This is a genomic window from Ectothiorhodospira lacustris (genome assembly GCF_022227785.1).
GTDB lineage: Bacteria > Pseudomonadota > Gammaproteobacteria > Ectothiorhodospirales > Ectothiorhodospiraceae > Ectothiorhodospira > Ectothiorhodospira lacustris.
On the sequence record NZ_JAJNQM010000007.1, the window covers coordinates 1 to 23,995 of the forward strand.

Genomic DNA, 23,995 nt, shown 5'->3' on the forward strand with positions numbered 1-23,995 from the left:
GGCCCGGCGGGCCTGAGCGGCATCGGCACCCACGGCCTGGGCCAACAGGCCCGCCAGACGGGCCACCCGCTGGGTCTTGTCGTACAGGCTGCCCAGCTTGTGCTGGAACACCACCGTCTTCAGGGCCTCCAGATGGCTCTCCAGGGGGCGGCGACGGTCCTGGTTCCAGAAGAATTCCGCATCGGCAAAGCGTGGCCGAATCACCCGCTCATTCCCTTCCCGCACCCGCTCGGGCTGCCGGGAATCCACGTTGCTGATGGTGATGAAATGGGGCATCAGGCGCCCTTCCCCATCCACCACGGGGAAGTATTTCTGGTTGTCCTGCATGGTGGAGATCAGGGCCTCCTGAGGCACGTCCAGGAAGCGGGCCTCGAAATGGCCCACCACCGCCACCGGCCACTCCACCAGGGCGGTCACCTCATCCAACAGGTCCGCCTCGATGACCGCCCGGCCGCCCAGTGCCGCGGCGGCGGTCTCCACCTGGCCGCGAATGGCGGCACGGCGGGCCTCGAAATCCACCTTCACCCAGCCCTGGGTCTCCAGCAGCGAGGCATAATCCGACGGTGCGGACAGGGACAGGGCGGCAGGATGATGGAAGCGATGCCCGCGGGTCTCGCGGCCCGCCGGGATGCCCAGGATGGAGGCCTGGATGACCTCCGTGCCGAACAGCATCACCACCCAGTGCACCGGACGCACAAACTCCGCGTCGCCGTCACCCCAGCGCATGCGCTTGGGGATGGGTAGGGCCGACAGGGCGGCCTCGACGATGGCGGGCACCAGGGCGACGGTGTCACGGCCCGGTTCCAGGTGGCGGTGTACCAGCCAGGCACCCTTGTCCGTTTCCAGGCGTTCCAGGTCACCCACCGCCACGCCGCAGGAGGCGGCAAAACCCTGGGCAGCGCGGGTGGGGTTGCCGTCCCGGTCGAAGGCGGCGGCCAAGGCCGGCCCCCGCCGTTCCATGGCCTGATCCGCCTGGCCCGGCGGTAGCCCCCGCACCCACACCGCCAAGCGGCGGGGCGCGGCATAAGCCACGTGGTCGACGGGGCCAAGGCCGGCATCCGCCAGGCCCTTGACGACCCCGTCCGCAAAGGCATCCCGCAACCCCTTGAGGGCCTTGGGCGGCAGCTCTTCGGTGCCGATCTCGATCAGAAGATCCTGTGTCTTACTCATGTTTTGATCCAGTCCCAGGTCAGGTGCGCTCGGCCTTGGCCGCGGCGGGGAGCATGGGGAAGCCCAGCTGTTCGCGGGCGGCGTAGTAGGCCTCGGCGACGGCGCGGGCCAGCTCACGCACCCGCAGGATGTAGCGCTGCCGCTCGGTGACGGAGATGGCGCGCCGGGCATCCAGCAGGTTGAAGGTATGGGAGGCCTTGAGCATCTGCTCGTAGGCCGGCAGGGGCAGGCCCTGCTCGATGAGATATTTGCTCTGCTGCTCGCAGGTCTCGAACCAGCCGAACAGGGCTTCTACATTGGCGTGTTCGAAGTTATAGGTGGACTGTTCCACCTCGTTCTGGTGGTAGACGTCACCGTAGGTGACCACACCCTGGGGTCCTCGGGTCCAGACCAGATCGTAGACGCTCTCCACACCCTGCAGGTACATGGCGATGCGCTCCAGGCCGTAGGTGATCTCACCGCTCACCGGCCGGCAGTCCAGGCCACCCACCTGCTGGAAATAGGTGAACTGGGTCACCTCCATGCCGTTGAGCCACACCTCCCAGCCCAGGCCCCAGGCACCCAGGGTGGGAGACTCCCAGTTGTCCTCCACGAAACGGATGTCGTGCACCAGCGGGTCGATGCCCAGGGCCTGCAGGGAGCCCAGGTAGAGCTGCTGGATGTCCGGCGGCGAGGGCTTGAGCAGCACCTGGAACTGGTAATAGTGCTGGAGCCGGTTGGGGTTTTCCCCGTAGCGGCCGTCGGTGGGCCGGCGGGAAGGCTGCACATAGGCGGTGCGCCAGGGCTCCGGGCCGATGGCCCGCAGGAAGGTGGCGGAGTGGAAGGTACCCGCCCCCATTTCCATGTCGTAGGGCTGGAGCAGCACGCAGCCGTGGCCTGCCCAGTAGTCCTGCAGGGCCAGGATCAGGCCCTGGAAGGTAGAGACATCGTGAGAAGACATGAGGATCGACCCGAGTGATTCGTGGATGGCGCGACCCTGATCGTGGGTCACGCAAAGCTCGTCAGTATAACGGTGCCTCGCCGTGGGCGCCCAGCCCCGCGCGTGTTCGGTCCCGACCAAACGCCCGATGACCGACGGGACTGGGCGCACGTGTCACCAGGGTTTACAATCCCGCTTCCCCAAGCCGTGCCCACCCGGGCCATGATCAACGAGGCCCCCATGTCAGCCGGGCTCCCCAGCGAACAGCGTTATCAGGCCATGCGTCGCGTCACCCTCATCGGCGCCATGACCAACGTGAGCCTGGCGACGGCGCAGATCGTCGGCGGCTGGATGAGCCACTCCCAGGCCCTGATCGCCGACGGCGTCCATACCCTCTCCGACCTGATCAGCGACATCATGGTCCTGTTCGCCGCCCGCAAGGCCAACGAAGCCGCTGACGCCAACCATCCCTACGGTCACGGCCGCATCGAGACCCTGGCCACCGTGGCGGTGGGACTGATCCTGGCCGGGGTGGCTGTGGGCATCATGGCGGACGCAGCCCGGCGCCTGCTCAATCCGGCAGAACTCCTGAACCCCACTCCCCTGGCCCTGGTCCTGGCGGCGATCGCTATCATCAGCAAGGAAGCCCTGTACCACTACACGATGCGCGTCGCCAAAAAGGTTCGCTCACGCATGCTGGAGGCCAATGCCTGGCACCACCGTTCCGATGTGATCTCGTCGGTGGTGGTGCTGGTGGGCGTGGGCGCCACCCTGGCCGGCATGCCCTTCATGGATGCGGTCGCGGCCATCCTGGTGGCCCTGCTCATCGGCCACATGGGGGTCAAGCTGATCTGGAACAGCGCCCGGGAACTCATCGACACCGGGGTGGAAGCGGAAGAACAGGAGCGCATGCTGGAAGCGGTCCGTCGACTGGACGGCATCCAGGGAGTCCATGACCTGCGCACCCGGCGCATGGCGGGCACCCTGCTGGCGGACGTCCATGTCCAGGTCGCGCCCCGCATCAGCGTCTCCGAGGGGCATCACATCGCGGATGCCGTCTGTGTGGCGATGCACGGGGTCCAGGACGAGTTGGGCGACATCCTGGTCCACATCGACCCCGAAGACGACCAGCAGAGTGCCCCCAGCAGCCATCTGCCCAACCGCACGGAGATGCTCAAACGCCTGCAGGCACAATGGCATGACTTACCGGCATCGCGGCATGTAGACCAGGTGATCATCCATTACCTGCAGGGACGGGTGCATCTGGAACTGCAACTGCCTCTGCAGGCGCTCGACAACCTGACCGAGGCCGATAGCATTGCCCGGGCCCTGGTAGCGTCCAGCCTGCAAGCAGAAGACGTCGGCCAGGTACAGGTCCTGTTCCGGCACTGAATGGTCTGCGGGCAAGCCGCGCGGACACCAGGGCCCACACCGCTCGCCCCATAACAGCGCAAAATACTTAAAAACGCACTAAGATTGTGCGTGCATTGATGGGCCGGACCCGAAAATCCGCCCCAAAAGGCCGCATCATCCCACTCAAACCCATGGCATGCTTCATGCTTGCTATGGATCGACCGAATTGAACGCCCGCTCAGGCGGGGATCCGTTTCAACAGGCCTCTCTCATTCAAGCCCTGGAGGAGTACGCATGTCAGCAGCAGATGTTCTGAATATGATCAAGGAAAACGGCGCGAAATTCGTCGATTTCCGCTTTGTGGACAGCCGTGGCAAGGAACAGCACGTGACCGTGCCCGCCCACGCCGTCGATGAAGACGTGCTGGAAGGCGGCAAGATGTTCGACGGCTCCTCCATCGCCGGCTGGAAAGGCATCAATGAGTCAGACATGATCCTCATGCCCGATGTGGACACCGCGGTCATGGACCCCTTCTTTGACGAGCCCACCCTGAATCTGCGCTGCGACGTGGTGGAACCGGCCACCATGCAGGGCTATGACCGTTGCCCCCGCTCCCTGGCCAAGCGCGCCGAGGCCTACCTGGCCAGCACCGGCATCGCCGACACCTGCCTGTGGGGCCCGGAAAACGAATTTTTCGTCTTTGACGACATCAAGTGGGGCAACTCCATTCAGGGCGCCTTCTTCAAGATCGACGCCGACGAAGCCTCCTGGAACTCCGAAAAGGTGTTCGAAGACGGCAATATCGGCCACCGCCCCTCCGTGAAGGGCGGCTACTTCCCGGTACCCCCGGTGGACAGCCTGCAGGACCTGCGTTCCGCCATGTGCCTGGTGCTGGAAGACATGGGTCTCAAGACCGAAGTTCACCACCACGAAGTGGCTACCGCCGGTCAGTGTGAGATCGGTGTCGGCCCCGGCACCCTGACCCGCAAGGCCGACGAAGTGCTGATGCTCAAGTACGTGGTGCAGAACGTGGCCCACAACTACGGCAAGACCGCCACCTTCATGCCCAAGCCCCTGGTGGGCGACAACGGCAGCGGCATGCACGTGCATCAGTCCCTGGCCAAGGACGGGCAAAACCTGTTTGCCGGTGACAAATACGGCGGCCTGTCCGAAACCGCCCTGTACTACATCGGCGGCATCATCAAGCACGCCCGCGCCCTGAACGCCTTCACCAACGCCTCCACCAACAGCTACAAGCGTCTGGTGCCCGGCTTCGAAGCTCCGGTGATGCTGGCCTATTCCGCCCGCAACCGTTCCGCTTCCATCCGGATTCCGTGGGTGTCCAGCCCGAAGGCCCGTCGCATCGAGGTGCGCTTCCCCGACTCCACTGCCAACCCCTACCTGGCCTTCGCCGCCATGCTGATGGCCGGCCTGGACGGCATCCAGAACAAGATCCACCCGGGCGAAGCCATGGACAAGAACCTGTACGACCTGCCCCCCGAAGAGGAAAAGCAGATCCCGCAGGTTTGTCATGCCCTGGACCAGGCCCTGGAAGCCCTCAACAAGGACCGCGCCTTCCTCACCGCCGGCGGTGTGTTCACCGACGACATGATCGATGCCTACATTGATCTGAAGATGGAAGAAGTCACCCGTCTGCGCATGACCACCCACCCGGTGGAGTTCGATCTGTACTACAGTCTGTAAGTACAAGACGGGTCAGCAGTCCGGAAGCACCGAACCCCCGGCTTGCCGGGGGTTCTTTTTTCCGTGCAAGCGACCTGGAACAGAGGATACAAAGGACACCGCCATGCCCCTGTTGCTCCTGCTGCTGATACTCGCCGTGCCCGTCCAGGCCCAGATCTACCAGTGGACTGACGAGCAGGGACGCCCCGCCTTCGGCGACACGCCACCGGACGGGGTCGATGCACGCCCGATCCGGGTTGACCGGCCCGCGACCCTCCCCGGCTTGCCCGATGCCCGACAGATCCTGCAGCCGCCCCCCCCTTCCGCAACAGAGGAATCGGAGGACGCCTATCAGCGGCTGACCATCAACCAACCGGAACAGGACGGCGTGGTACGCACCAACCTGGGGCAGGTCGACATCGCCGTGAATCTAAGCCCCACTCTCAAGACGGACCTGGGACACCGAATCCGGATCCGCCTCAACGGCGACGCCGCCGTCACCACCCAGGCCACCCAGACCACCCTGGAAGACGTGCCGCCGGGGACGCACACCCTGCAGGCAGAGGTCCTGGATGAGGGCGGCAGCGCCCTGATCCGCTCCGACACGATCACCTTCCACCTCCTGCGCACCACCGTACAGCAGCAATCCCGACCACGCCCCTGAAGCCCGCGCGCCAATCGCCGGCCCGGACCCGGCGCGCACCATCATGGTGCATACTATGCTCCAAAGGCGCCGGAACATCCCTCACGCCCTGACCGCCGATGCCCCGGAAGCGGCGCCCCGAAGCCGTCTTGCGGGATGAATGCGCGATTCCCGCGGGCGGCATCATTCTGGTTTGTTTCTTGCATTAGGGAATCCGTATGCCTCACGATCACAGCCTGCACCGACAACTGCTGGAGACCCTGACCACCGCCGTCCTGGTGGCAGATGATCAGCTGCGCCTGGTCTACATGAACCCGGCGGCGGAGATGCTGATGGAGATGAGCCTGAACCGGATCCAGGGCCTACCCATCCAGGGACTGTTCCGGGAAGACGAAACCTTTATCGCCAGCCTGAGGCAATCCCTGGACACGGGCCACCCGTTTACCGAGCGGGAACGACTCCTGGCCCTGCATTTCGCCCGGGAGGTGACCGTGGACCTGACCGCCTCCCCCCTCTCCGAGCCGGGGCACGCCAGACAGTTGCTGGTGGAACTGATCCAGGTGGACCGGCAGTTGCGCATCACCCGGGAAGAGCAACTCCTCAACCAGCAATCCGCCACCCGGGCCTTGGTCCGGGGCCTGGCCCACGAGATCAAGAATCCCCTGGGAGGGCTGCGCGGCGCGGCCCAGCTCCTGGAACGGGAGCTGCCGGACCCTGAGCTGCAGGAGTACACCCGGATCATCATCGGCGAGGCAGATCGCCTGCAGAATCTCGTCAACCGGATGCTGGGACCCAACAGCCTGCCCCACTCCCGCCCCCTCAACATCCACCGGGTGCTGGAGCATGTCCGCAGCCTGGTGAGCGTCGAAGCCCCGGAAGAGATTCACATCCGCACCGACTACGACCCCAGTATCCCCGATGTCAACGCCGACCAGGACATGCTGATCCAGTCGGTACTCAATATCGTGCGCAACGCGGTGCAGGCCCTGGATGATGGCGGAGAAATCCGCCTGCGGACCCGGGTGCGGCGCCAGTACACCATCGGCCAGATCCGTCACAAGCTGGTGGCCCTGATCCAGGTCATCGACGATGGGCCGGGTATCAGCGAGGACATCCGCGAGCGCATCTTCTTTCCCATGGTCTCGGGCCGCGCCGGGGGTACGGGGCTTGGGCTTTCCATCGCCCAATCCCTGCTCAACCAGATGGGCGGCCTGATCGAGTGTACTTCCCGTCCGGGGCAGACGGTGTTTTCACTGCTGATCCCCGTGGAGCTTATGGATGACTAGACGTGAACATATATGGGTCATTGATGACGACCGATCCATCCGCTGGGTGCTGGAACGGGCCATGAACAAGGCCGGCATCGAGGTCACCTCCTTCGCCTGTGCCGCCGAGGCCCTGGAATGCCTCGAACGCGACGTACCGGACGCGCTGGTGACGGACATCCGCATGCCGGGCATGGACGGCTTGGAACTGCTCAGCCGGCTGCAGCGGGAACACCCGGAACTGCCGGTGATCATCATGACCGCCCATTCGGACCTGGAAAGCGCGGTCTCCGCCTACCAGGGCGGCGCTTTCGAATACCTGCCCAAGCCCTTCGACGTGGACGACGCGGTCTCGCTGGTGAAACGGGCCTGTCAGGCACGGCGGGAGCGAGGCCGGGAGGAACCCTCCGGCAACAGCAAGACCCCGGAGATCATCGGCGAGGCGCCGGCCATGCAGGAGGTATTCCGCGCCATCGGTCGACTGTCGCGCTCCAACATCACCGTTCTCATCAACGGCGAGTCGGGCACCGGCAAGGAGCTGGTGGCCCACGCCCTGCACCGCCACAGCCCCCGGGCACACATGCCCTTCATCGCCCTGAACACCGCCGCCATTCCCAAGGATCTGCTGGAATCGGAACTGTTTGGTCACGAGAAGGGGGCTTTCACCGGTGCCCAGAGCGCCCGTCGCGGACGCTTCGAACAGGCGGACGGCGGCACCCTGTTCCTGGACGAGATCGGTGACATGCCGGCGGAACTACAGACCCGGCTGTTGCGGGTACTGGCGGACGGCGAGTTCTACCGGGTCGGCGGGCACATGCCGGTGAAGGTGGATGTACGCATCATCGCCGCCACCCACCAGAACCTGGAAAGCCGGGTCCAGGAAGGCCTGTTCCGGGAAGACCTTTTCCATCGGCTGAACGTGATTCGCATTCATGTCCCGGCCCTGCGGGAACGGCGCCAGGACATCCCCCTGTTGCTGAATCACTTCCTGGGGACGGCAGCGGCCGAGCTGAACGTGGAGCGCAAGGTCCCGTTGCCGGAGGTGATGGAGTATCTCTCGGCCCTGGACTGGCCCGGCAATGTGCGGCAACTGGAAAACCTGTGCCGCTGGCTCACGGTCATGGCCTCGGGCCGGGAGATCCACACCAACGACCTGCCGCCGGAACTGCACGAGCGCTCCGGCAACAGCCACGGCGGCGGCTGGGAGGAAGAGCTGGCTCACTGGGCGGAACAGGAACTGGCGCGGGGCAATGCCTCCCTGCTGGACCGGGCCACCCCGGCCTTCGAGCGCATCATGATCAAGGCCGCCCTGAAGAAGACCGGCGGGCGACGCCAGGATGCGGCAAAACTACTGGGCTGGGGGCGCAACACCCTCACCCGCAAGATCAACGAACTGAACATGGATGAGGGTGAGGATCTGGGGGCCTGATGCCCCTCAGTTCAGCTGCAGGGTCCCCGTCAGCTCCGACACATGGCCAAACCCGTGGCGCTTCAGGTAATCCTGAATACCCTGGTTGATCTTTTGGCACAGCAACGGATCATAGAACAGCCCCGTCCCCACCCCGACCGCTGTGGCCCCCGCCAGCAGGAACTCGATGGCATCGGTGGCACAGGCCACCCCGCCCTGGCCGATGATGGGCACCCCATGGGGCTTGGCCACCTGATAGACCTGATGCACCCGCAGCAGGGCCACCGGCTTGACGGCCGGACCGGACAGGCCGCCCTGGTTGTTGCCGATCACGGTGCGGCGACGCTCGGCATCGATGGCCATCCCCATCAGGGTGTTGATGGCGGAAAAGGCATCGGTGCCGGCCTCGATGCAGCGCCGGGCATTGGCGGCGATGTCCGTCTGATTGGGAGAGAGCTTGGTGATCAGCGGCTTGCCGGTGGCCTTGCGACAGGCCGCCACCACCCGGGCGGACATGTCCGGATCATTGCCGAAGGCCACCCCACCCTCCTTCACGTTGGGGCAGGAGATGTTGATCTCGATGGCATCCACCGGAGAATCATCAAAACGGCGGGTGACTTCGATGTATTCCTCGATGGTGGAGCCGGAAACATTGGCGATGAAACGGGTCTCGTCATAGTCCAGGCCGGGCAGGATCTCGTCCACCACGAAGTCCACCCCCGGATTCTGCAGGCCGATGGCATTGAGCATGCCGCCGGGGGTCTCGTAGACCCGATGAGGGGCGTTGCCCGAACGGGCCTGACCCGTGGTGCCCTTGAGACAGACGGCGCCCACATGACGATTGGAGAAACCCGCCACACGGGTATACTCCTCGCCGAACCCCACGCAGCCCGAGAGCAGCACCAGGGGAGAGGCCATGGAAAGCCCGCAAAAATCGATCGCAAGGGCCTGTTTAGGGGAAGTGTCGACTGGCATGTTTCATATCGTCCTGTATCAACCGGAGATACCGCCCAACACGGGTAACGTCATGCGCCTGGCGGCCAATAGCGGCTGCCGGCTGCACCTGATCCACCCGCTGGGGTTCACGCTGGATGACGCACGCCTGCGGCGCGCAGGGCTGGATTATCGGGATATGGCTCCGGTGACGGAGTATGACAGCCTGGGGGCCTTCTCGGAAGCCATACAGCCGCAGCGGCTGTTCGCCCTGTCCACCCGAGGCAACCGGGTCTACAGCGAGATCCCGTTTCAGACGGGGGATGCCTTCCTGTTCGGCCCGGAAACCCGGGGCCTGCCGGAGGTGGTGCTGGAAACGCTCCCCGCGGAGCAACGCCTGCGCGTCCCCATGATGCCGGGGAGCCGCAGCCTCAACCTGTCCAACTCGGTGGCCGTGGTGGTGATGGAGGCCTGGCGGCAACTGGGCTACCCCGGTGCCGCCACCTGAAGATGTGCAGAGCAAGACATACCCCTGCCTATCCCGTCATTCCCATGCCCTATCCCGTCATTCCCGCGCCCTATCCCGTCATTCCCGCACCCTATCCCGTCATTCCCGCGAAGGCGGGAATCCAGTGACGAACTGAAAACCCTGGACTCCCGCCTTCGCGGGAGTGACGATGTTTTCCTGCGGAAACGACGCTGCTTTCCAGCGGGAGCGGCGATGTTTTTCAGAACGACGCCTGACGTGACATGCACAAGCCCGTGTCAAAGGGGCCGTCAGACAGCTAGAACTCCGGCTTGGGGTCCCGGCTCAGCAGCTCTTCCACCGCAGCCATCGGCGCCAGCCCTTCATAAAGGACCCGGTACACTTGCCGACAGATGGGCATGTCCACCTTCAGGGCGGCGGCCTTGGCCACTGCCACCCGGGCGGTGCGCACACCCTCCACCGCCTGGCCGATGGCCGCCACCGCTTCATCCATCCCCTGCCCCTGGCCCAGGGCCAGGCCGAGGCGACGATTGCGGGACTGGTTGTCGGTACAGGTGAGCACCAGATCCCCCAGACCAGACAACCCCATCAGGGTCTCGTTGCGGGCACCGGTGGCGGCCCCCAGACGCATCAGCTCCGCCAGCCCCCGGGTGATCAGTGCGGCACGGGCATTGGCCCCAAAACCCAGGCCATCGGACACCCCGGCGGCAATGGCCAGCACGTTCTTGAAGGCACCGCCCAGCTGCACACCCACCACGTCGTCACTGGTGTATACCCGCAACGTACCACCTGCCAGCCAGGCACGGGCATCCTCGGCAAAGGCCGGATCCGGCGCAGCCAGGGTCAGTGCGGTGGGCAGGCCCCGGCCCAGCTCGGAGGCAAAGGAAGGACCGGAGGCCACCCCCCAGTGCACATCACCAGGCAGATCCTCCAGCACCAGCTCATGGAGCCAGCGGGTGGTTTCCAGATCCAGACCCTTGGTGGCCCACACCAGCCCACGCCCCGGCAGTTGCGGGGCAATGCGGCGCAGAATCTCGTGAAAACCGCTGCTGGGCACGGCCAGCAGGACCCGATCGGCCACGGACACAAGGGCATCGAGATCATCAACGGGCGTCAAGGTCGCCGGGAACGGGGCATCCGGCAGATAGCGGACATTGCGACCGGCGGCCCGCATTTCCGCCATCCGCTCCCCGTCACGCCCCCACAGGCCGACCTTCAGACCCTTGCGGGCAAGATGAATCGCCAGCGCCGTCCCCCAGGAACCGGCGCCCAGCACCGCCACATGACCCACGACACCCATGGAGGCCGGAGCTCAGTTCAGCGGGGTGGGCGCGGCATCACCACCGCCACCCTGAGCCGCCTGCTGCTCATTACGCAGCTTCTGCGTATAGAGGGCATCGAAGTTGACCGGAGCCAGCAGCATTTGCGGGAAGCCACCGCGGGTGACCAGATCGGAGATCGCCTCGCGGGCAAAGGGGAACAGCAGATTGGGACAGTAGGCCGCCAGCAGCGGACCCATCTGGTCCTGGGGGATGCCCCGCAGCACGAAGGCGCCGGCCTGCTTCACTTCCACCAGGTACGCCGCCTTGTCCTGGGATTTGGTGGTCACGGTCACCGTCAACTCCACTTCGAAGAGTCCGTTCTCATCCAGGGACCGGGCCTGGGAGTTCAGCTGCACCTGGGTTTCCGGCTTCCACTCGCGGGTAAAGACGGCGGGAGAATTGGGCGACTCGAAGGAGATATCCTTCACATAGATCTTCTGCAGCCCGAACTCCTGCTGCGGCTGTCCCTGGGCAACGCCGTCGGCGTTGGGTTTCGGTGCCTGATTTTCCGTCATGCTGACTCCGTGACTGGTTGGGTACGAGGTGATCGAGCGGACAATGATAGGGGGGGCGGCCCAGGGGCTGCAAATGACAGGATGATAACGGGCGGGAAAGCAGGTCTCAGCCCCCATCCAGCCCTAGCAGGGCGTCCAACTCACCCTGTCGATCCAGCGCCACCAAGTCCGTATAGCCGCCCAGATGCCGGTCCCCGGCAAACACCTGAGGTACCGTCTCCCGCCCCGAGCGCTGCTCCATCACTTCACGCTGGACCGGGTCCCGGTCTACCCGGATCTCCTCGAAGGAGACGCCTTTGCTCCTGAGCAATCGCCGGGCCAGCATGCAGAAGGCGCAGGAGTCGGTCCCGTAAATCACCACGGTGGTGCCGCCCGTGGGTGGCGATGAATCCGCCACGGGGCCGCCTTATTTCTTGCTCAGGGGCAGACCGGCGGACTCCCAGGCCAGGACGCCACCCTGAAGATTGACCACATTCTCGAAACCGTTCTTGACCAGGGTGTTGCAGGCCTGACCGGAACGGGCGCCGGTCTGGCAATAGACGACGACGGCCTTGTCCTTGAACTTGTTGATCTCGGTGAAACGGTCCTTGAACTTGGTCAGGGGGATGTGGCGGGCACCGGCAATCTTGCCGGTCTGGCGGGCCTCGCCCTCCTCACGCACATCCACCACCACGGTCTGATCCTGGTTCATGATCCGAACCACGTCAGCTGGCCCGAGCACCTTGTATTTCCGCGTCAGGCGAGTGTATTCGGTATAGCCGATGGCACCAATGACCGCCGCCAGCAGACCGAACAGGAGGGGGTGATTGGCAACAAACTCCAGGTATTGGTCCATGGATCGCTCAAGACTCGTGAATCATTGGAAAGGGCGCATTCTGAAGCCATGCGCCCCCGCGGGCAAGTCAGTCAGGCCAGCCCGTGAGCAGGGGGACTCACGCGGAGCGGCAAAAGACGTCCTGCATCATGCTGATCAGACGCAGGGTTCTGGCATCACTGACCCGGTAATAGACCCGATTGGCATCCTTGCGGGAGGCCAGGATCCCCTTGTCGCGCAGGATGGCCAGGTGCTGGGATATATTGCTCTGGGAGGTCCCCACATGATCGACGATCTCCTGCACGCTCACCTCTCTGTCACCCAGAACGCAGAGGATCTTCAGGCGCAGCGGATGGGCCATGGCCTTGAGGGAGCGGGAGGCACGCTCGATATCTTCTTCCTTGTTCAGGAGATCAGGGATCATATCGGATACTGTATTCATGGGGGCTTGCGGCTCGAAGGGGGCCACCTTAGCCATGGGCCGGGGGCTGATATATTAGAATTGGATGATTCGATTATGATCTTTATCAAAAATATTTCAACGATTTTCCGTATCCGCCGCCCATGATACCCCGGCCGCGTCATCTTGTTATGGCCCTGCTCATTCCCCTGCTGGGTCTCCCCTCTCCGATCCCGGCCGCCACGGAACGGGAAGAGGCCACACGCCGCCTGGAGCAGGTACAGCGGCAGATCCAGCAGGTTCGGGGACGCCTGGAAGCGGCTCGGGGCGAACAGGGCCGGCTGGAAGGACAACTCCGGGAGACGGAGCGCGCCATGGACCGGACCGGCCGCGACCTGGCCGCCGGCGAGAGCGCCCTCAAGGCCACGGAAACCCGCCTGCGCGAGTTGGAGCGCCGCCGGCGTGACGAAATGGCCCGACTGGCGGAGCATCGTACCGCCCTGGCCGCCCAGCTTCGCAGCGCCTATCAGACCGGCCGGCAGGACCATCTGAAACTGCTGCTGAATCAGGAAGATCCGGCCCGTATCGGCCGCATGCTGGTCTATTACGAGCACTACAATCGGGCCCGGCACGCCCGCATCGAGGCCGCCACCCAGGCCCTGGCGGCGCTGGCCGAGACCCACCACCAGCTGGACCTGACCCGCCTGCAGCAGACAGAGCAGCGCCGGACCCTGCTGGCGCACCGGGAACAACTGGAACAGCAGCGCCGGGAACGGGCCCAGGTGCTGGAAAAACTGCGCCGGGAAATCACCCAGGCAGGCACCTCGCTTTCCCGCCTGCAGGCGGACCAGGAGGGTCTTGAAGAACTGCTCAAGGCCCTGGACCAAGTCCTGAGCGACATCCCCGACGACGCCCTGCCAAATCAGGCCTTCGCCGAACGCCGCGGCAAGCTGCCGTTCCCCGTCCAGGGGGAAATCATCCACCGCTTCGGCAGCACCCGGGACAGCGGTACCGGCCGCCGCTGGCAGGGCTTGGTGATCAGCGCCCGCGAAGGAGAACCGGTACAGGCGATCCATCACGGCCGAGTCGCCTTTGCCGACTGGATGCGCGGCTTCGGCATGCTCCTGATCGTCGACCATGGCGGCGGTTACATGACCCTCTACGGCCATAACCAGGCCCTGTACAAGTCACCGGGGGACTGGGTACAGGCCGGTGATCTGATTGCCCGGGTGGGAGACAGCGGCGGTAGCGAACGTGCGGGCCTGTATTTCGAGATTCGTCACAAAGGCAACCCGGTGAACCCCTCCCAATGGTGCGACTCTAAGCTCCCAGTGGTAGGCTCTCGCTAATAAGCGCACCATAGGGGCCATCCGGACACATGATCCGCACCGATCAAGCCCTCAATCTCCCGCTCAAGACGGAGAGAATCATTTGGAGTTCAAGGCTATGAGTACCCAAACCCGCGTCGGCGCCGGCCTGTTGATGGGCCTGATTCTGGGCGTTGCGCTCAGCATCTCCTTCAGCGTCATGGCGGACCGCCAGCAGCATGAGGCCGACGCCCTGCCACTGGAGGACCTGCGCGCCTTCACCGACGTCTACATGCGCATCAAGCGCAACTATGTGGAAGAGGTCGAGGACTCCAAACTGCTGGAGAATGCCATTCGAGGCATGCTCTCCGGGCTGGACCCCCATTCCTCCTATCTGACCCCCAGCGAATTTTCGGAACTGCAGATCGGGACCAGCGGTGAGTTCGGCGGCCTGGGCCTGGAGGTGGGCATGGAGGACGGCTTCGTCAAGATCATCTCCCCCATCGACGACACCCCTGCCAGCCGCGCCGGCATCCAGGCCGGCGACCTGATCATTCGCCTGGATGACAACCCGGTGAAGGGCATGACCCTGAACGAAGCGGTCAACAAGATGCGCGGCCCCCGCGGCAGCAAGATCACCCTCACGGTGGTCCGTGAAGGTGTGGATCGTCCCTTCGAAGTCACCCTGACCCGGGACACCATTCGTGTGCGCAGCGTGCGCAGCGAGATGCTGGAGCCGGGGTTCGGCTATCTGCGCATCACCACTTTCCAGTCCAAGACCGCCCAGAACCTGGTGGAGGAAATCCGCAAGCTGCAGCGGGACAGTGGTGGTCTCAAGGGACTGGTGCTGGATCTGCGCAACAACCCCGGTGGCGTCCTCAACGGCGCCGTGGGTGTTTCCGACGCCTTCCTCACGGAAGGCCTGATCGTCTACACCGAGGGCCGGGTCAGTGATGCCCAGTTCCGCTACACCGCCTCACCCGGCGATGTGCTCAAGGGTGCGCCGCTGGTGGTCCTGGTGAACCAGGGCTCCGCCTCCGCCTCCGAAATCGTCGCCGGTGCCCTGCAGGATCACCAGCGCGGCATCATCATGGGCACCCCCACTTTCGGCAAGGGTTCGGTGCAGACCATCCTGCCCCTGAACCAGGGCAAGGCGCTCAAGCTGACTACCGCCCGTTACTACACGCCTGCCGGGCGCTCCATCCAGGCGGAAGGCATCGAGCCGGACATCAAGCTGGAGCCGGTCACCGTGGCTCGGGCGGAAACCCCGGACGTCAGGCCCATCACCGAGTCCCAACTCAACCGTCACCTGCAGGGCCGCGAAGGGGCCACCGAGACCAGCACAACAGATGACGATGAGAAGGAACCGCTGGCCCAGCGGGACTTCCAGCTCTACGAGGCCCTCAACCTGCTCAAGGGCCTGGACATCCTCCAGGCCCGCCGGTAGTAAAGGCAAGGCCGCTCCCCGTGCACGTCTCGGGCCTGTGTGCCCTGACATTGTGCCTGTGCCTTCTCACCGGCCCCTTAGGGGCCGGTGAGCGCCTCCCCTTCATTGCCATCATCATTGATGATCTGGGCAATGACCTGCGGGAGGCCCGGCGCACCACGACACTCCCGGGCGCCGTCACCTGCGCCGTGCTGCCCCATCTCCGCTTCTCCGAGGCCTCGGCGGAACTGGCTCATGAGAGGGGCAAGGAAGTGATGCTGCACCTGCCCATGGAGGCGGACAACGGCAGCAACCCGGGTTCGGGGGCGATCCTGAGCCACCTGGATGAACGGGAAACCCGGTCCCGTGTGCGCCAGGCCCTGGCCTCGGTGCCCCATATACGGGGCGTGAATAACCACATGGGCAGCCGCCTCTCCCGGGAATATCATCACTTGGCCTGGGTGATGTCGGAACTACGCGCCCATGACCCCGATCTTTACTATGTGGACAGCCGCACCCACGTGGAGACCCTGGGGCGCCATGTGGCCGAGTGGGCACGCCTGAACACCACCCAGCGGGATGTCTTTCTGGACTCCCGACCCCATGACGTGGAATTTGCCCGCATGCAGATGCAGCACTTGATCCGGCTGGCCCGGACCCAAGGACATGCCCTGGCCATCGGCCACCCCTACCCGGCCACTCTCCAGGTGCTGGAAGAAGTGCTGCCCACCCTGGCGTCCCGGGGTATACGCCTGATAACGGTCAGTGAATATCTCAAGCAGAAGGAGGAAGTTCGCCAATGGCACGCATCCTTATCCCCCTCGCCAACGGCTGCGAGGAACTTGAAGCCGTCACCCTGATCGACCTGCTGCGCCGGGCCGACTTCGACGTGATCACCGCCGGCCTGGAACCCGGCCCCGTCACCGGCGCGCACGGCATCGTACTGATGCCGGACACGGAACTGGAACAGGCTCAGCACGAGTCATATGACCTGATGGTGCTGCCCGGCGGCCTGCCCGGCGCGGACCATCTCAATGACGATCCCCGCATCCACGCGCTGCTGCGCAAGCTCCATGATGAAGGACGCTATGTCGGGGCCATCTGCGCCGCGCCCAAGGTGCTTGCCAAGGCCGGGCTGCTGGCGGATCGCCGGGCGACCGCCTACCCTACCGTACTGGAAGGCATGGGGCTTACCGATACCCAGCTCACCGGACAGCCGGTGGAAGTGGACGGCAACGTGGCCACATCCCGGGGTCCGGGTACCGCCATGGAATTCGCCCTTGCCCTGGTCGAACTGCTGGCCGGCACCGACAAGCGCAAACAGGTGGAAGACCCGCTCTGCCGTTGCTGAAGCCATTGCGGGGCCACCCCGGGGATTGCCGGGGTGGTCACCGTCGCCGCCTTTCTTGCGCTGCGGCATGGCAAGGGGTAGTGTGGGGAAGGATCATTCTCCGGTGAACGTCATGCCCCGCCCTTTCCTTGCCTTCATCCTGCTGTTCATCCCCACGCTGACCCTGGCGCAGGCGCCGGAACCACCCCCGGACCACAGACACCTGGTGGAAATGCCCACGCTGCAAAGGGAACTGCTCAGGGAGGAAATGCAGGAACACCTGATTGCCTATCAACGTATCCTTGATCTGCTGGCTCGTGGAGAGTTGGCACAGGCGGGAGAAATGGCGGAGAACACCATGGGCATCAGCACCATGGGCAAGCATGCCGCCGCCACGCGGGGCCTGGGAGGACCGGGACGATTCATGCCCGACGGCATGCGGCAGATGGGTTTTGCCATGCATGAATCCGCCACCGAATTCGCCAAGGTGGCCGAACAGGGGGATCTGCAGGAGGCCTTAAAGGCCCTGCATGAACTCACGGCCACCTGCGTGGCCTGTCACATGTCCTTCCGGACACGCTGAGAGTTGCGGGATTGCCGGGTACCCCACCGTCACTCCCGCGAAAGCGGGAGTTCAGGGGGTGTCATTGCCTGACTGGATTCCCGCTTGCGCGGGAATGACGCAGATAGAAAGCCTGGATTTCCGCCTGCGCGGGAATGACGGCTTCAAACTTGCCGTCACTCTCAAATTTGCCGTTACTTTCAACCCCACCGTCACTCCCGCGAAAGCGGGAGCCCAGGGAGGCATTGTCCGACTGGATTCCCGCTTGCGCGGGAATGACGCAGATAGAAAACCTGGATCCCCCATTGCACGACGGGAGTGGCGGCGGCACGAAAGGGAATCGTAAGGCTTACTTGATGACCTTACGTGACACGGACAGATACTCTTCACCCTTGGCCTTCACCAGAGCAAAGTCATTCTCCTCGGAAGCCACGTGCAGCTCCTCCAGGGTCTCGGCCAGTTCTTCCAGTTCTTCATTGATCTTTTCCAGCGCCACTTCCAGGGTATAGGTCAGCTCATGGACCTCAGCCACCTTTTCGGAGGTCAGCTCGCCGGCCAGCACGGCCTCCAGCTTGGCGTTATATTCGCTGAAATTCTTGACCGCCTGCTCCAGGGTTTCCGAGGGCGTCCCCTTGAAGTGCTCGACGCGATCGGCCATGACACTGCCGGAAGCCAGACCCAGGCCGGCGGCCAGGGCAACGGTGAGGAGGGTCTTTTTCATGATTTGCTCCAAAAGCTTACAGGTTGACGTGGATTGAAAGGGTGCAGGTCGAAACCTGCGGACTTAGAACTCTGCCGCCAGTTGCACCAAAAAGGCATTGGCGGAGTCGCCGGTACCACCATCGCGCTCACGGTAATCGCGGTCATGGCTGTATTCGAAGGACAGGGATAGCTGATCCATCAGGGCGATGGACACACCGGCCAGATAGCGGTAGCGCGGCAGTTCCAGCGCATCCTCAATGAATGCCTCGCTGCTGCCCTGAGCGGCGGCGGCCAGGGTCACCGGACGCTGCAGACCATCCAGCTCATAGGCCAGCTCCACCCCCCAGACGCTGGGACGAGCACCCTTGCCGTTAAATTCAAGCTGCCCGGCATCAAAGCGCTTCTCCGCCACCACATATTCGGCGGCCAGGGTAAAGGGGCCATGGACGGCGGTGATATGGGCGTTGTAACCGCCCACGCGCTTGCCTTCGACCACGGTTTCCACTTCCTGCAATGCATCGGAATCGCCCAGGGTGCTGGTGTAGGCGACGCCCAGATCCATCTCCACAGGACCGACATCGAATGCCACCCCCAGGTTCAGGCCCACGCTGCTCAGGTTGTCACGGGTGTCGCCGCTGAACAGCCAGGCCGCCCCATAGAACTGCTCGCCCTCCCAGCCCAGCAAGGCGGCGGTCTCACGGGTTTCCGCCAATTCCAGGGCCAACGGGTCGGAGACCAGGGCGGTCTCGAACCGACCGAACGGGACGTACCGGCGTCCCACCTCCAGGTAAGCACCCGGCAGGGCCGGCAGCCCCAGGGAGATCACAGCCTCGTCCACCTCCACTTCCGACTCTTCGCCATCATCTTCGTAGAGCAGCAGGATGCGGGCAGACAGGAGTTCATTGAACCGGGCCTCAAGCCCCAGTTCCACGGTTGCCAGATTCAGATCACTCTCGGAGCCGCCGTCATAGTCCTCGGCCCAGCCCGCCTCGATCTCCAGCAGACCGGACCAGGTCAGTTCCGGCATCTGTGCCTGGGCACTTGTCGCGGTCACGGCCAAGGCACTCCCCAGTGCCAGCGCCAGGCCGCGGGTCAGCCTGTTTTGCCCACCCCGCACGATGATTTCACCCTTCATGAAATTCCCCCATTTCAAGATAATGTCGTCACAATGAACGCCGAAGTCGTCATTCCCGCGCAGGCGGGAATCCAGTCACGCACTAACACCCGCTGGACTCCCGCTTTCGCGGGAGTGACGGCGACGTGCCTTTGCCGGTTCGAAAACATGACCGCAATGGCAGTGACCGGAACGCAGTGTAGCAATAAAAAATACAAACTTGAACGATAATCTATCTTATTCGCATCATATTTCCTGAAATTATTTACTTATCGCGAAACAGACGAAAACCGTACCGAAAGACTTCCTGCTACACTGCCCTCCCCGACCTGACCATGACGCCCATGAGAGAATTCCTGCTGATCGGCATCGGCGCCGGCGACCCGGACTATCTGACCCTGCAGGCCATCAAGGCCATCAACCGCGTGGATGTCTTCTTCGTCCTGGACAAGCGAGCGGAAACGGCGGAGCTGACCCGCTTCCGTCGGCAGATCTGCGAGCAGTTCGCCACCGACCGCCCATGGCGTTTCGTCACCCTGCAGGATCCGGTGCGGGATCAGAGCCGGGGGGGATACGCCTCGGTGGTGGAAGAGTGGCACGATGCCAGGGCAGTCTTGCTGGAGCAGGCCATCCGGAACGAACTGGAGGAAGGGCAGTGCGGCGCCCTGCTGCTATGGGGCGACCCCGCCCTCTATGACAGCGCCATGCGGCTCATGGAGATCATTCAGGCACGGGGCAATCTGGCGCTGGACTACCGGGTCATCCCCGGCATCACCAGCGTACAGGCCCTGGCGGCGGGTCACCGCATCCCCCTCAATCGCATCGGTGAGCCAGTGCATGTCACCACGGGCCGGCAACTTGCCAAGGGCCTCCCCAAAGACCTGGATGCGGTCCTGGTGATGCTGGACGGGGATCTGAGCTATCGGAAGGTACTGGAAGAGGACATGGAGATATTCTGGGGGGCCTATCTGGGGACCGAGGACGAGATCCTGATCTCAGGTCCGGCGAAAACCGTCACGCCGCAGATCGAACAGGCTCGCCAGGCGGGCAGGGCCGCCAAGGGGTGGATCATGGACACCTACCTGCTACGGCGCCCCCGACGCTCGGATTAGGGCTGCATTTTCAGCCCGAGGCCACCACCACCCGGTTACGTCCCGCATGCTTGGCCTGGTAAAGGGCCTTGTCCGCCCGAGCGAACAGGGTTTCTACCGTGTCGCCCGCCGTTGCCGGCGCCACGCCTGCGGAGATGGTGAAGCCTTCCACCACCGTATCATCCTGCCGGTTCACCAACCTGAGGCGCTCCACCATCGTCCGTGCCTGCTCGGCAAGGGCGACGGCCTCCTGTACGGTATAACCCGATAACAGGGCGACGAACTCCTCGCCGCCAAAACGCACCAGCACCGCATCGGGCGGCAGGACACGGCGCAAGGAGACGGCCACCTTGCGGATGACCACATCACCGACGGCATGGCCATAACGATCATTGATGGACTTGAAATGGTCAATATCCATCACCAGCATGGTATTACGGAGCTCATCCGAAGCCATGAGAACACGGGCCATCTCCGTTTCCATGCCCCGACGATTGAACAGGCCGGTCAAGGGATCGGTCATGGAAGCCTTCCGATGCTTTTCCAACTCATTGCGCAGATGCCGAGCCTCCAGCTCCGCCTCTTCGAGGTTCCTTTGCAGCGCAAGATTATCGGAACTGGCCGTGACCACCGCGGCCGCCAGGCGTTTGGCGATGGCTTTCAGGCCTTCAGGGTTTTCCGTTTGATCCAGGGCCTGCAGATTGTCCGTCAGACATTCATGAAAGCCCGCCGTACTGCGTTCAGCATCTCGGAGCAGACTGATGACGCCCCCCAGCAACGCCTCCAGTTCATCCCCCATGCCGCTGAAACGGGACAGACTCTCGCCGGCCACGTAGCGTTCGAACAGATGATGCAGGGCAAAGGAGTCCAGCTTCCTGCCCGTACTGAGCTGTTCACTGACCGCCTGCACCAGCTCTTCGTTGGCGGCCTGTAGATACTCGTGAAAAATCCAGTAATGGATGGGAGAAGGATCCAGGCCATGCCCCTCAAGCAGCTTGAGAATGCGATACCCGAAGTTGGGCTGCAGATCCGGGCGCGAACCCCGGGGCGTGTTTCCTGAAGTCATGGAGTGGGTCGATTCCTGTGCGCCGTCGGGCTACGGCATGGAGACCGTGGTCTGGTAAAGTAGCGCCTCAAGCCGTGCAGAACAAGGTCATGGCGGGGTCATCTTCATGAAACATGCGTTTTTAGGGGTGGGCTGTACCCCCGGCCTTCATCCCGACGCCATGATGGTTGCGGTACACAGGGCACTGGAAATGGCGGCACTCGCACCGGATGCCGTCGGCGGCTTGGGGACCATCGTACAACGCCGGCACGAGCCGGCCATCCTCTTCGTGGCAAAACACCATGGCTGGAACATCCAGGTGTTTTCCGCCCAAACCCTGTCCCAGGTACCCGTCCCCAATCCTTCCGAGCGGGTCAGACAGATAATGGGCACACCGGCCGTCGCCGAGGCGGCGGCCCTGCTGGCGGCCGGAACGCGGGACCCAAGCCACCTGCTGCTGGAAAAGCTGATTCACCGTGACGGAGCGCACAAGGCCGCCACCATCTCCATCGCTCGACAACGATCACATGCGAAAGCGCCGCACCAGCCCCTGTAGCTGGTCCGCCAGAGCGGAGAGGTCTTCCGCGGCATGGGAAGTTTCGTCCATACAGCGCCGGGTCTGCTCGGAGACCGCATGGATCTGCTGAATGCCGCCATTGATGTCCCGGGCCGTCGCACTCTGTTCCTCGGTAGCGCCGGCAATCTGCCGGATCACGTCGCTGATATGGGTCACTGATGCGGTGATCCGGTCCAGGGATTCCCCCGCCCGGGCCGCCTCATCCACGCTCCGCACCGCCTGCTCACGACTGACCACCATCACTTGGGCAGCATTCCTGGCGCTGTTCTGCAACCGGTCGATCATGCCCTGGATGTCGGCGGTGGATTTCTCGGTACGGCTGGCCAGGGTCCTGACCTCGGCAGCCACCACGGCAAATCCCCGCCCCTGCTCCCCCGCACGAGCAGCCTCGATGGCCGCATTCAGGGCCAGCAGGTTGGTCTGCTCTGCGACATCGCGGATCACCTCCAGTACGGTACCGATGCGCTCGGCATCCTCCCGCAGGGAGTCCATGGCCTGGGCCGAATCGTTGACGTTTTCCGCCAGGGATTCGATGGTGGCCATGCTGCGCCCCACTTCCGTCTTGCCGGCCTGCACCTGTGCCAGGGTGTCCTGGGCCAGATGGGCCGACGACTGGGTGTTCCTTGCCACCTCATCCACCGTGGCCACCATCTGGTTCATGGCCACCACTGCGCCGTCCACCTGCTCAGTCTGACGCCGCAGACCCTCGTCCGTATCCATATTCACCCGGGAGAGACGGGAAGCAGCGACGCTCAGGCGTCCGGAGACATCGACAATCTCCCCCACCATTTCACGGAGCCGGACCTGCATGGCACCGATACCGGCCGCCAGACTGGAGGAGTCGCCCGTCCGCCCCTGGACCGGCACGCTCAGATCTCCCCCGGCCACCCGCTGCACTGCACCGGCCACATCGGCAGGTTCACCGCCGATGATGGCATTTACGGTGCGCACCACCAGCAGAGTCAGCGCCATGGCCACGACAATCATCAGACCGGCAATGACGACCAGTCGGGCCAGCATGGCACGCATGTCCGCAAAGGCAGGACCTGCCTCCCGCTCCAGGACCAGCCCCCAACCCAGCAGGGGGATGTGGGTATAACTGCCGATCACATCCGCCCCGGCCGAATTAGGGTAGCGGCCCACCCCGCTACCGCCCTCGCGAATGGCCCGGACCGCCTCGGTATCCAGGGGCGTATCGATATCGCGGATGGAGCGTGCCGGGGTCACCGGTCGACCGTCGGCACCGTCCACCAGAAAGATCTCCCCGTCCGCATCCGAAGACAGTTCCCGCACCCGCTCAAACACGCTTTGCAGCCGGACCGCGCCCCGCACCACCCCCACCACCTGGCCATCCCGGTGGATAGGGACCGCCACGGGGCTCACGTGATAACCGGTGAAGCGGGAATGCACCGGCTTGCCGATCACCTCCGTTCCGGCCACTACCTGGGTAAACCAGGAACGGTTGTCCAGACGGAAGCCGGCCACCTGTTCCGCCGGCAACGTCCGAGCCTGACCGTCGTGGGATACGCCGGCAATACCATACCCCCGGGGATCCACCACCATGATGGTGTCGTAATAGCCGTTGGCGACCATGGCCAGCAGCAGGGGCGTAAGTCCGGCCGGATCCATGTCCGCGGCCTCTTCCAGCCTTGCCAGATAACGCATCTCGTCCTGCCGCACCCGAAGCCAGTCCATGAAGGACTGGGTGTTCATGGCCGCGGCGGACTGGAGCTGCTGCAGCGTCCCCTGGGTATAGGCCTCCCGGTACTGCATGAAAACCATCCCGGTCACCACCAGGATGCTGGTCAGGACCAGTGTTCCCATCAGCATGGTCAGCCCTCCGGCAAGACCGGTCCGTTCCAGCAAAACTTTCATTCAGGCACTCCTATAGACCTGGGTGTTATGCCATTTCAAATTACTAAATGAGAA

At 63.9% G+C, this 23,995-nt stretch carries 25 protein-coding genes; 13 read left to right on the forward strand and 12 right to left on the reverse strand.

Translation table 11 applies throughout. The annotated features are described in order from the left end of the window. Both glyS and glyQ read right to left on the reverse strand, forming a co-directional pair. Positions 1-1,170 (reverse strand): glycine--tRNA ligase subunit beta (gene glyS, locus LQ952_RS02485; protein ID WP_238621083.1); only part of this gene is annotated, 1,170 nt, incomplete at its 3' end. Between the two features lie 19 nt (positions 1,171-1,189). Further along, positions 1,190-2,110, reverse strand: coding sequence for a glycine--tRNA ligase subunit alpha (gene glyQ, locus LQ952_RS02490; RefSeq protein WP_238621127.1), 921 nt, complete (start codon positions 2,108-2,110; stop codon positions 1,190-1,192). A 219-nt stretch (positions 2,111-2,329) separates the two neighbouring features. Here glyQ and LQ952_RS02495 point away from each other — a divergent pair, with 219 nt between their 5' ends. From LQ952_RS02495 to ntrC, 5 genes are all read left to right on the forward strand, one after another. Then, positions 2,330-3,481, forward strand: a complete 1,152-nt coding sequence (locus LQ952_RS02495; protein WP_238621084.1) for a cation diffusion facilitator family transporter — start codon at positions 2,330-2,332, stop codon at positions 3,479-3,481. Positions 3,482-3,736: 255 nt separating this feature from the next. Continuing rightward, a complete protein-coding gene (gene glnA, locus LQ952_RS02500; RefSeq protein ID WP_238621085.1) occupies positions 3,737-5,146 on the forward strand; it encodes a glutamate--ammonia ligase in 1,410 nt (469 codons plus the stop codon). 103 nt (positions 5,147-5,249) lie between these two features. After that, positions 5,250-5,789 (forward strand): DUF4124 domain-containing protein, encoded by a 540-nt coding sequence (locus tag LQ952_RS02505; RefSeq protein ID WP_238621086.1) that lies wholly within the window; start codon positions 5,250-5,252, stop codon positions 5,787-5,789. Positions 5,790-5,986: 197 nt separating this feature from the next. Beyond that, complete coding sequence (glnL, locus tag LQ952_RS02510) at positions 5,987-7,054, forward strand: nitrogen regulation protein NR(II) (RefSeq protein WP_238621087.1); 1,068 nt, start codon at positions 5,987-5,989, stop codon at positions 7,052-7,054. Then, positions 7,047-8,462 carry a nitrogen regulation protein NR(I) gene (ntrC, locus tag LQ952_RS02515; protein WP_238621088.1) on the forward strand — a complete coding sequence of 472 codons (1,416 nt, stop codon included), beginning with the start codon at positions 7,047-7,049 and terminating at the stop codon, positions 8,460-8,462. Before glnL ends, ntrC begins: the two co-directional genes overlap by 8 nt. A 6-nt stretch (positions 8,463-8,468) precedes the next feature. On the opposite strand, the gene LQ952_RS02520 is transcribed toward ntrC, so the two are convergent. Next, positions 8,469-9,416, reverse strand: a complete 948-nt coding sequence (locus tag LQ952_RS02520) for a dihydroorotate dehydrogenase (RefSeq protein WP_238621089.1) — start codon at positions 9,414-9,416, stop codon at positions 8,469-8,471. Here LQ952_RS02520 and LQ952_RS02525 point away from each other — a divergent pair. Next, the gene (locus LQ952_RS02525) at positions 9,415-9,882 is read left to right on the forward strand and encodes a tRNA (cytidine(34)-2'-O)-methyltransferase (protein WP_238621090.1); all 468 of its coding nucleotides are present in this window, start codon (positions 9,415-9,417) and stop codon (positions 9,880-9,882) included. The two genes, LQ952_RS02520 and LQ952_RS02525, sit on opposite strands and share 2 nt — an antisense overlap. Before the next feature lie 277 nt (positions 9,883-10,159). Here the strand turns inward: LQ952_RS02525 and LQ952_RS02530 are convergent, their stop codons facing one another. The 5 genes from LQ952_RS02530 to LQ952_RS02550 all read right to left on the reverse strand — a co-directional run bounded on the left by LQ952_RS02530 (position 10,160) and on the right by LQ952_RS02550 (position 12,936). Further along, positions 10,160-11,161: an NAD(P)H-dependent glycerol-3-phosphate dehydrogenase gene (locus LQ952_RS02530; RefSeq protein ID WP_238621091.1), complete on the reverse strand. Its 1,002-nt coding sequence runs from the start codon at positions 11,159-11,161 to the stop codon at positions 10,160-10,162. Between the two features lie 12 nt (positions 11,162-11,173). After that, on the reverse strand, positions 11,174-11,698 hold the full coding sequence (secB, locus tag LQ952_RS02535; protein ID WP_238621092.1) for a protein-export chaperone SecB: 525 nt from the start codon (positions 11,696-11,698) through the stop codon (positions 11,174-11,176). Positions 11,699-11,804: 106 nt separating this feature from the next. Further along, positions 11,805-12,095 carry a glutaredoxin 3 gene (grxC, locus tag LQ952_RS02540; RefSeq protein ID WP_347402040.1) on the reverse strand — a complete coding sequence of 97 codons (291 nt, stop codon included), beginning with the start codon at positions 12,093-12,095 and terminating at the stop codon, positions 11,805-11,807. A 9-nt stretch (positions 12,096-12,104) separates the two neighbouring features. Next, positions 12,105-12,533 (reverse strand): rhodanese-like domain-containing protein, encoded by a 429-nt coding sequence (locus tag LQ952_RS02545; RefSeq protein ID WP_238621093.1) that lies wholly within the window; start codon positions 12,531-12,533, stop codon positions 12,105-12,107. A 97-nt stretch (positions 12,534-12,630) separates the two neighbouring features. Then, the gene (locus tag LQ952_RS02550; RefSeq protein ID WP_238621094.1) at positions 12,631-12,936 is read right to left on the reverse strand and encodes an ArsR/SmtB family transcription factor; all 306 of its coding nucleotides are present in this window, start codon (positions 12,934-12,936) and stop codon (positions 12,631-12,633) included. 167 nt (positions 12,937-13,103) lie between these two features. Here LQ952_RS02550 and LQ952_RS02555 point away from each other — a divergent pair, with 167 nt between their 5' ends. The 5 genes from LQ952_RS02555 (at position 13,104) to LQ952_RS02575 (ending at position 17,558) form a co-directional block, all read left to right on the forward strand. Continuing rightward, on the forward strand, positions 13,104-14,261 hold the full coding sequence (locus LQ952_RS02555) for a murein hydrolase activator EnvC family protein (RefSeq protein WP_238621095.1): 1,158 nt from the start codon (positions 13,104-13,106) through the stop codon (positions 14,259-14,261). 97 nt (positions 14,262-14,358) lie between these two features. Further along, on the forward strand, positions 14,359-15,666 hold the full coding sequence (locus LQ952_RS02560) for a S41 family peptidase (RefSeq protein ID WP_238621096.1): 1,308 nt from the start codon (positions 14,359-14,361) through the stop codon (positions 15,664-15,666). Between the two features lie 20 nt (positions 15,667-15,686). After that, entirely contained in the window at positions 15,687-16,505 is an 819-nt protein-coding gene (locus LQ952_RS02565; protein WP_238621097.1) for a divergent polysaccharide deacetylase family protein, read from the forward strand. Beyond that, entirely contained in the window at positions 16,445-16,996 is a 552-nt protein-coding gene (locus LQ952_RS02570) for a DJ-1 family glyoxalase III (protein ID WP_238621098.1), read from the forward strand. Before LQ952_RS02565 ends, LQ952_RS02570 begins: the two co-directional genes overlap by 61 nt. A gap of 112 nt (positions 16,997-17,108) precedes the next feature. Further along, a complete protein-coding gene (locus tag LQ952_RS02575) occupies positions 17,109-17,558 on the forward strand; it encodes a cytochrome c (protein WP_238621099.1) in 450 nt (149 codons plus the stop codon). Positions 17,559-17,886: 328 nt separating this feature from the next. Here the strand turns inward: LQ952_RS02575 and LQ952_RS02580 are convergent, their stop codons facing one another. Both LQ952_RS02580 and LQ952_RS02585 read right to left on the reverse strand, forming a co-directional pair. Next, entirely contained in the window at positions 17,887-18,258 is a 372-nt protein-coding gene (locus tag LQ952_RS02580) for a DUF6746 family protein (RefSeq protein ID WP_238621100.1), read from the reverse strand. 63 nt (positions 18,259-18,321) lie between these two features. Then, entirely contained in the window at positions 18,322-19,374 is a 1,053-nt protein-coding gene (locus LQ952_RS02585; protein ID WP_238621101.1) for an LbtU family siderophore porin, read from the reverse strand. A gap of 314 nt (positions 19,375-19,688) precedes the next feature. On the opposite strand from LQ952_RS02585, the gene cobF reads away from it, so the two are divergent. Further along, positions 19,689-20,465 carry a precorrin-6A synthase (deacetylating) gene (gene cobF, locus LQ952_RS02590; protein ID WP_238621102.1) on the forward strand — a complete coding sequence of 259 codons (777 nt, stop codon included), beginning with the start codon at positions 19,689-19,691 and terminating at the stop codon, positions 20,463-20,465. 10 nt (positions 20,466-20,475) lie between these two features. Here the strand turns inward: cobF and LQ952_RS02595 are convergent, their stop codons facing one another. Beyond that, on the reverse strand, positions 20,476-21,510 hold the full coding sequence (locus tag LQ952_RS02595) for a GGDEF domain-containing protein (protein ID WP_238621103.1): 1,035 nt from the start codon (positions 21,508-21,510) through the stop codon (positions 20,476-20,478). A 106-nt stretch (positions 21,511-21,616) separates the two neighbouring features. Here LQ952_RS02595 and LQ952_RS02600 point away from each other — a divergent pair, with 106 nt between their 5' ends. Continuing rightward, positions 21,617-22,045 carry a cobalamin biosynthesis protein gene (locus tag LQ952_RS02600; RefSeq protein ID WP_238621104.1) on the forward strand — a complete coding sequence of 143 codons (429 nt, stop codon included), beginning with the start codon at positions 21,617-21,619 and terminating at the stop codon, positions 22,043-22,045. Here the strand turns inward: LQ952_RS02600 and LQ952_RS02605 are convergent. Continuing rightward, the gene (locus LQ952_RS02605; RefSeq protein WP_238621105.1) at positions 22,013-23,941 is read right to left on the reverse strand and encodes a methyl-accepting chemotaxis protein; all 1,929 of its coding nucleotides are present in this window, start codon (positions 23,939-23,941) and stop codon (positions 22,013-22,015) included. The two genes, LQ952_RS02600 and LQ952_RS02605, sit on opposite strands and share 33 nt — an antisense overlap. Positions 23,942-23,995 lie beyond the last annotated feature (54 nt).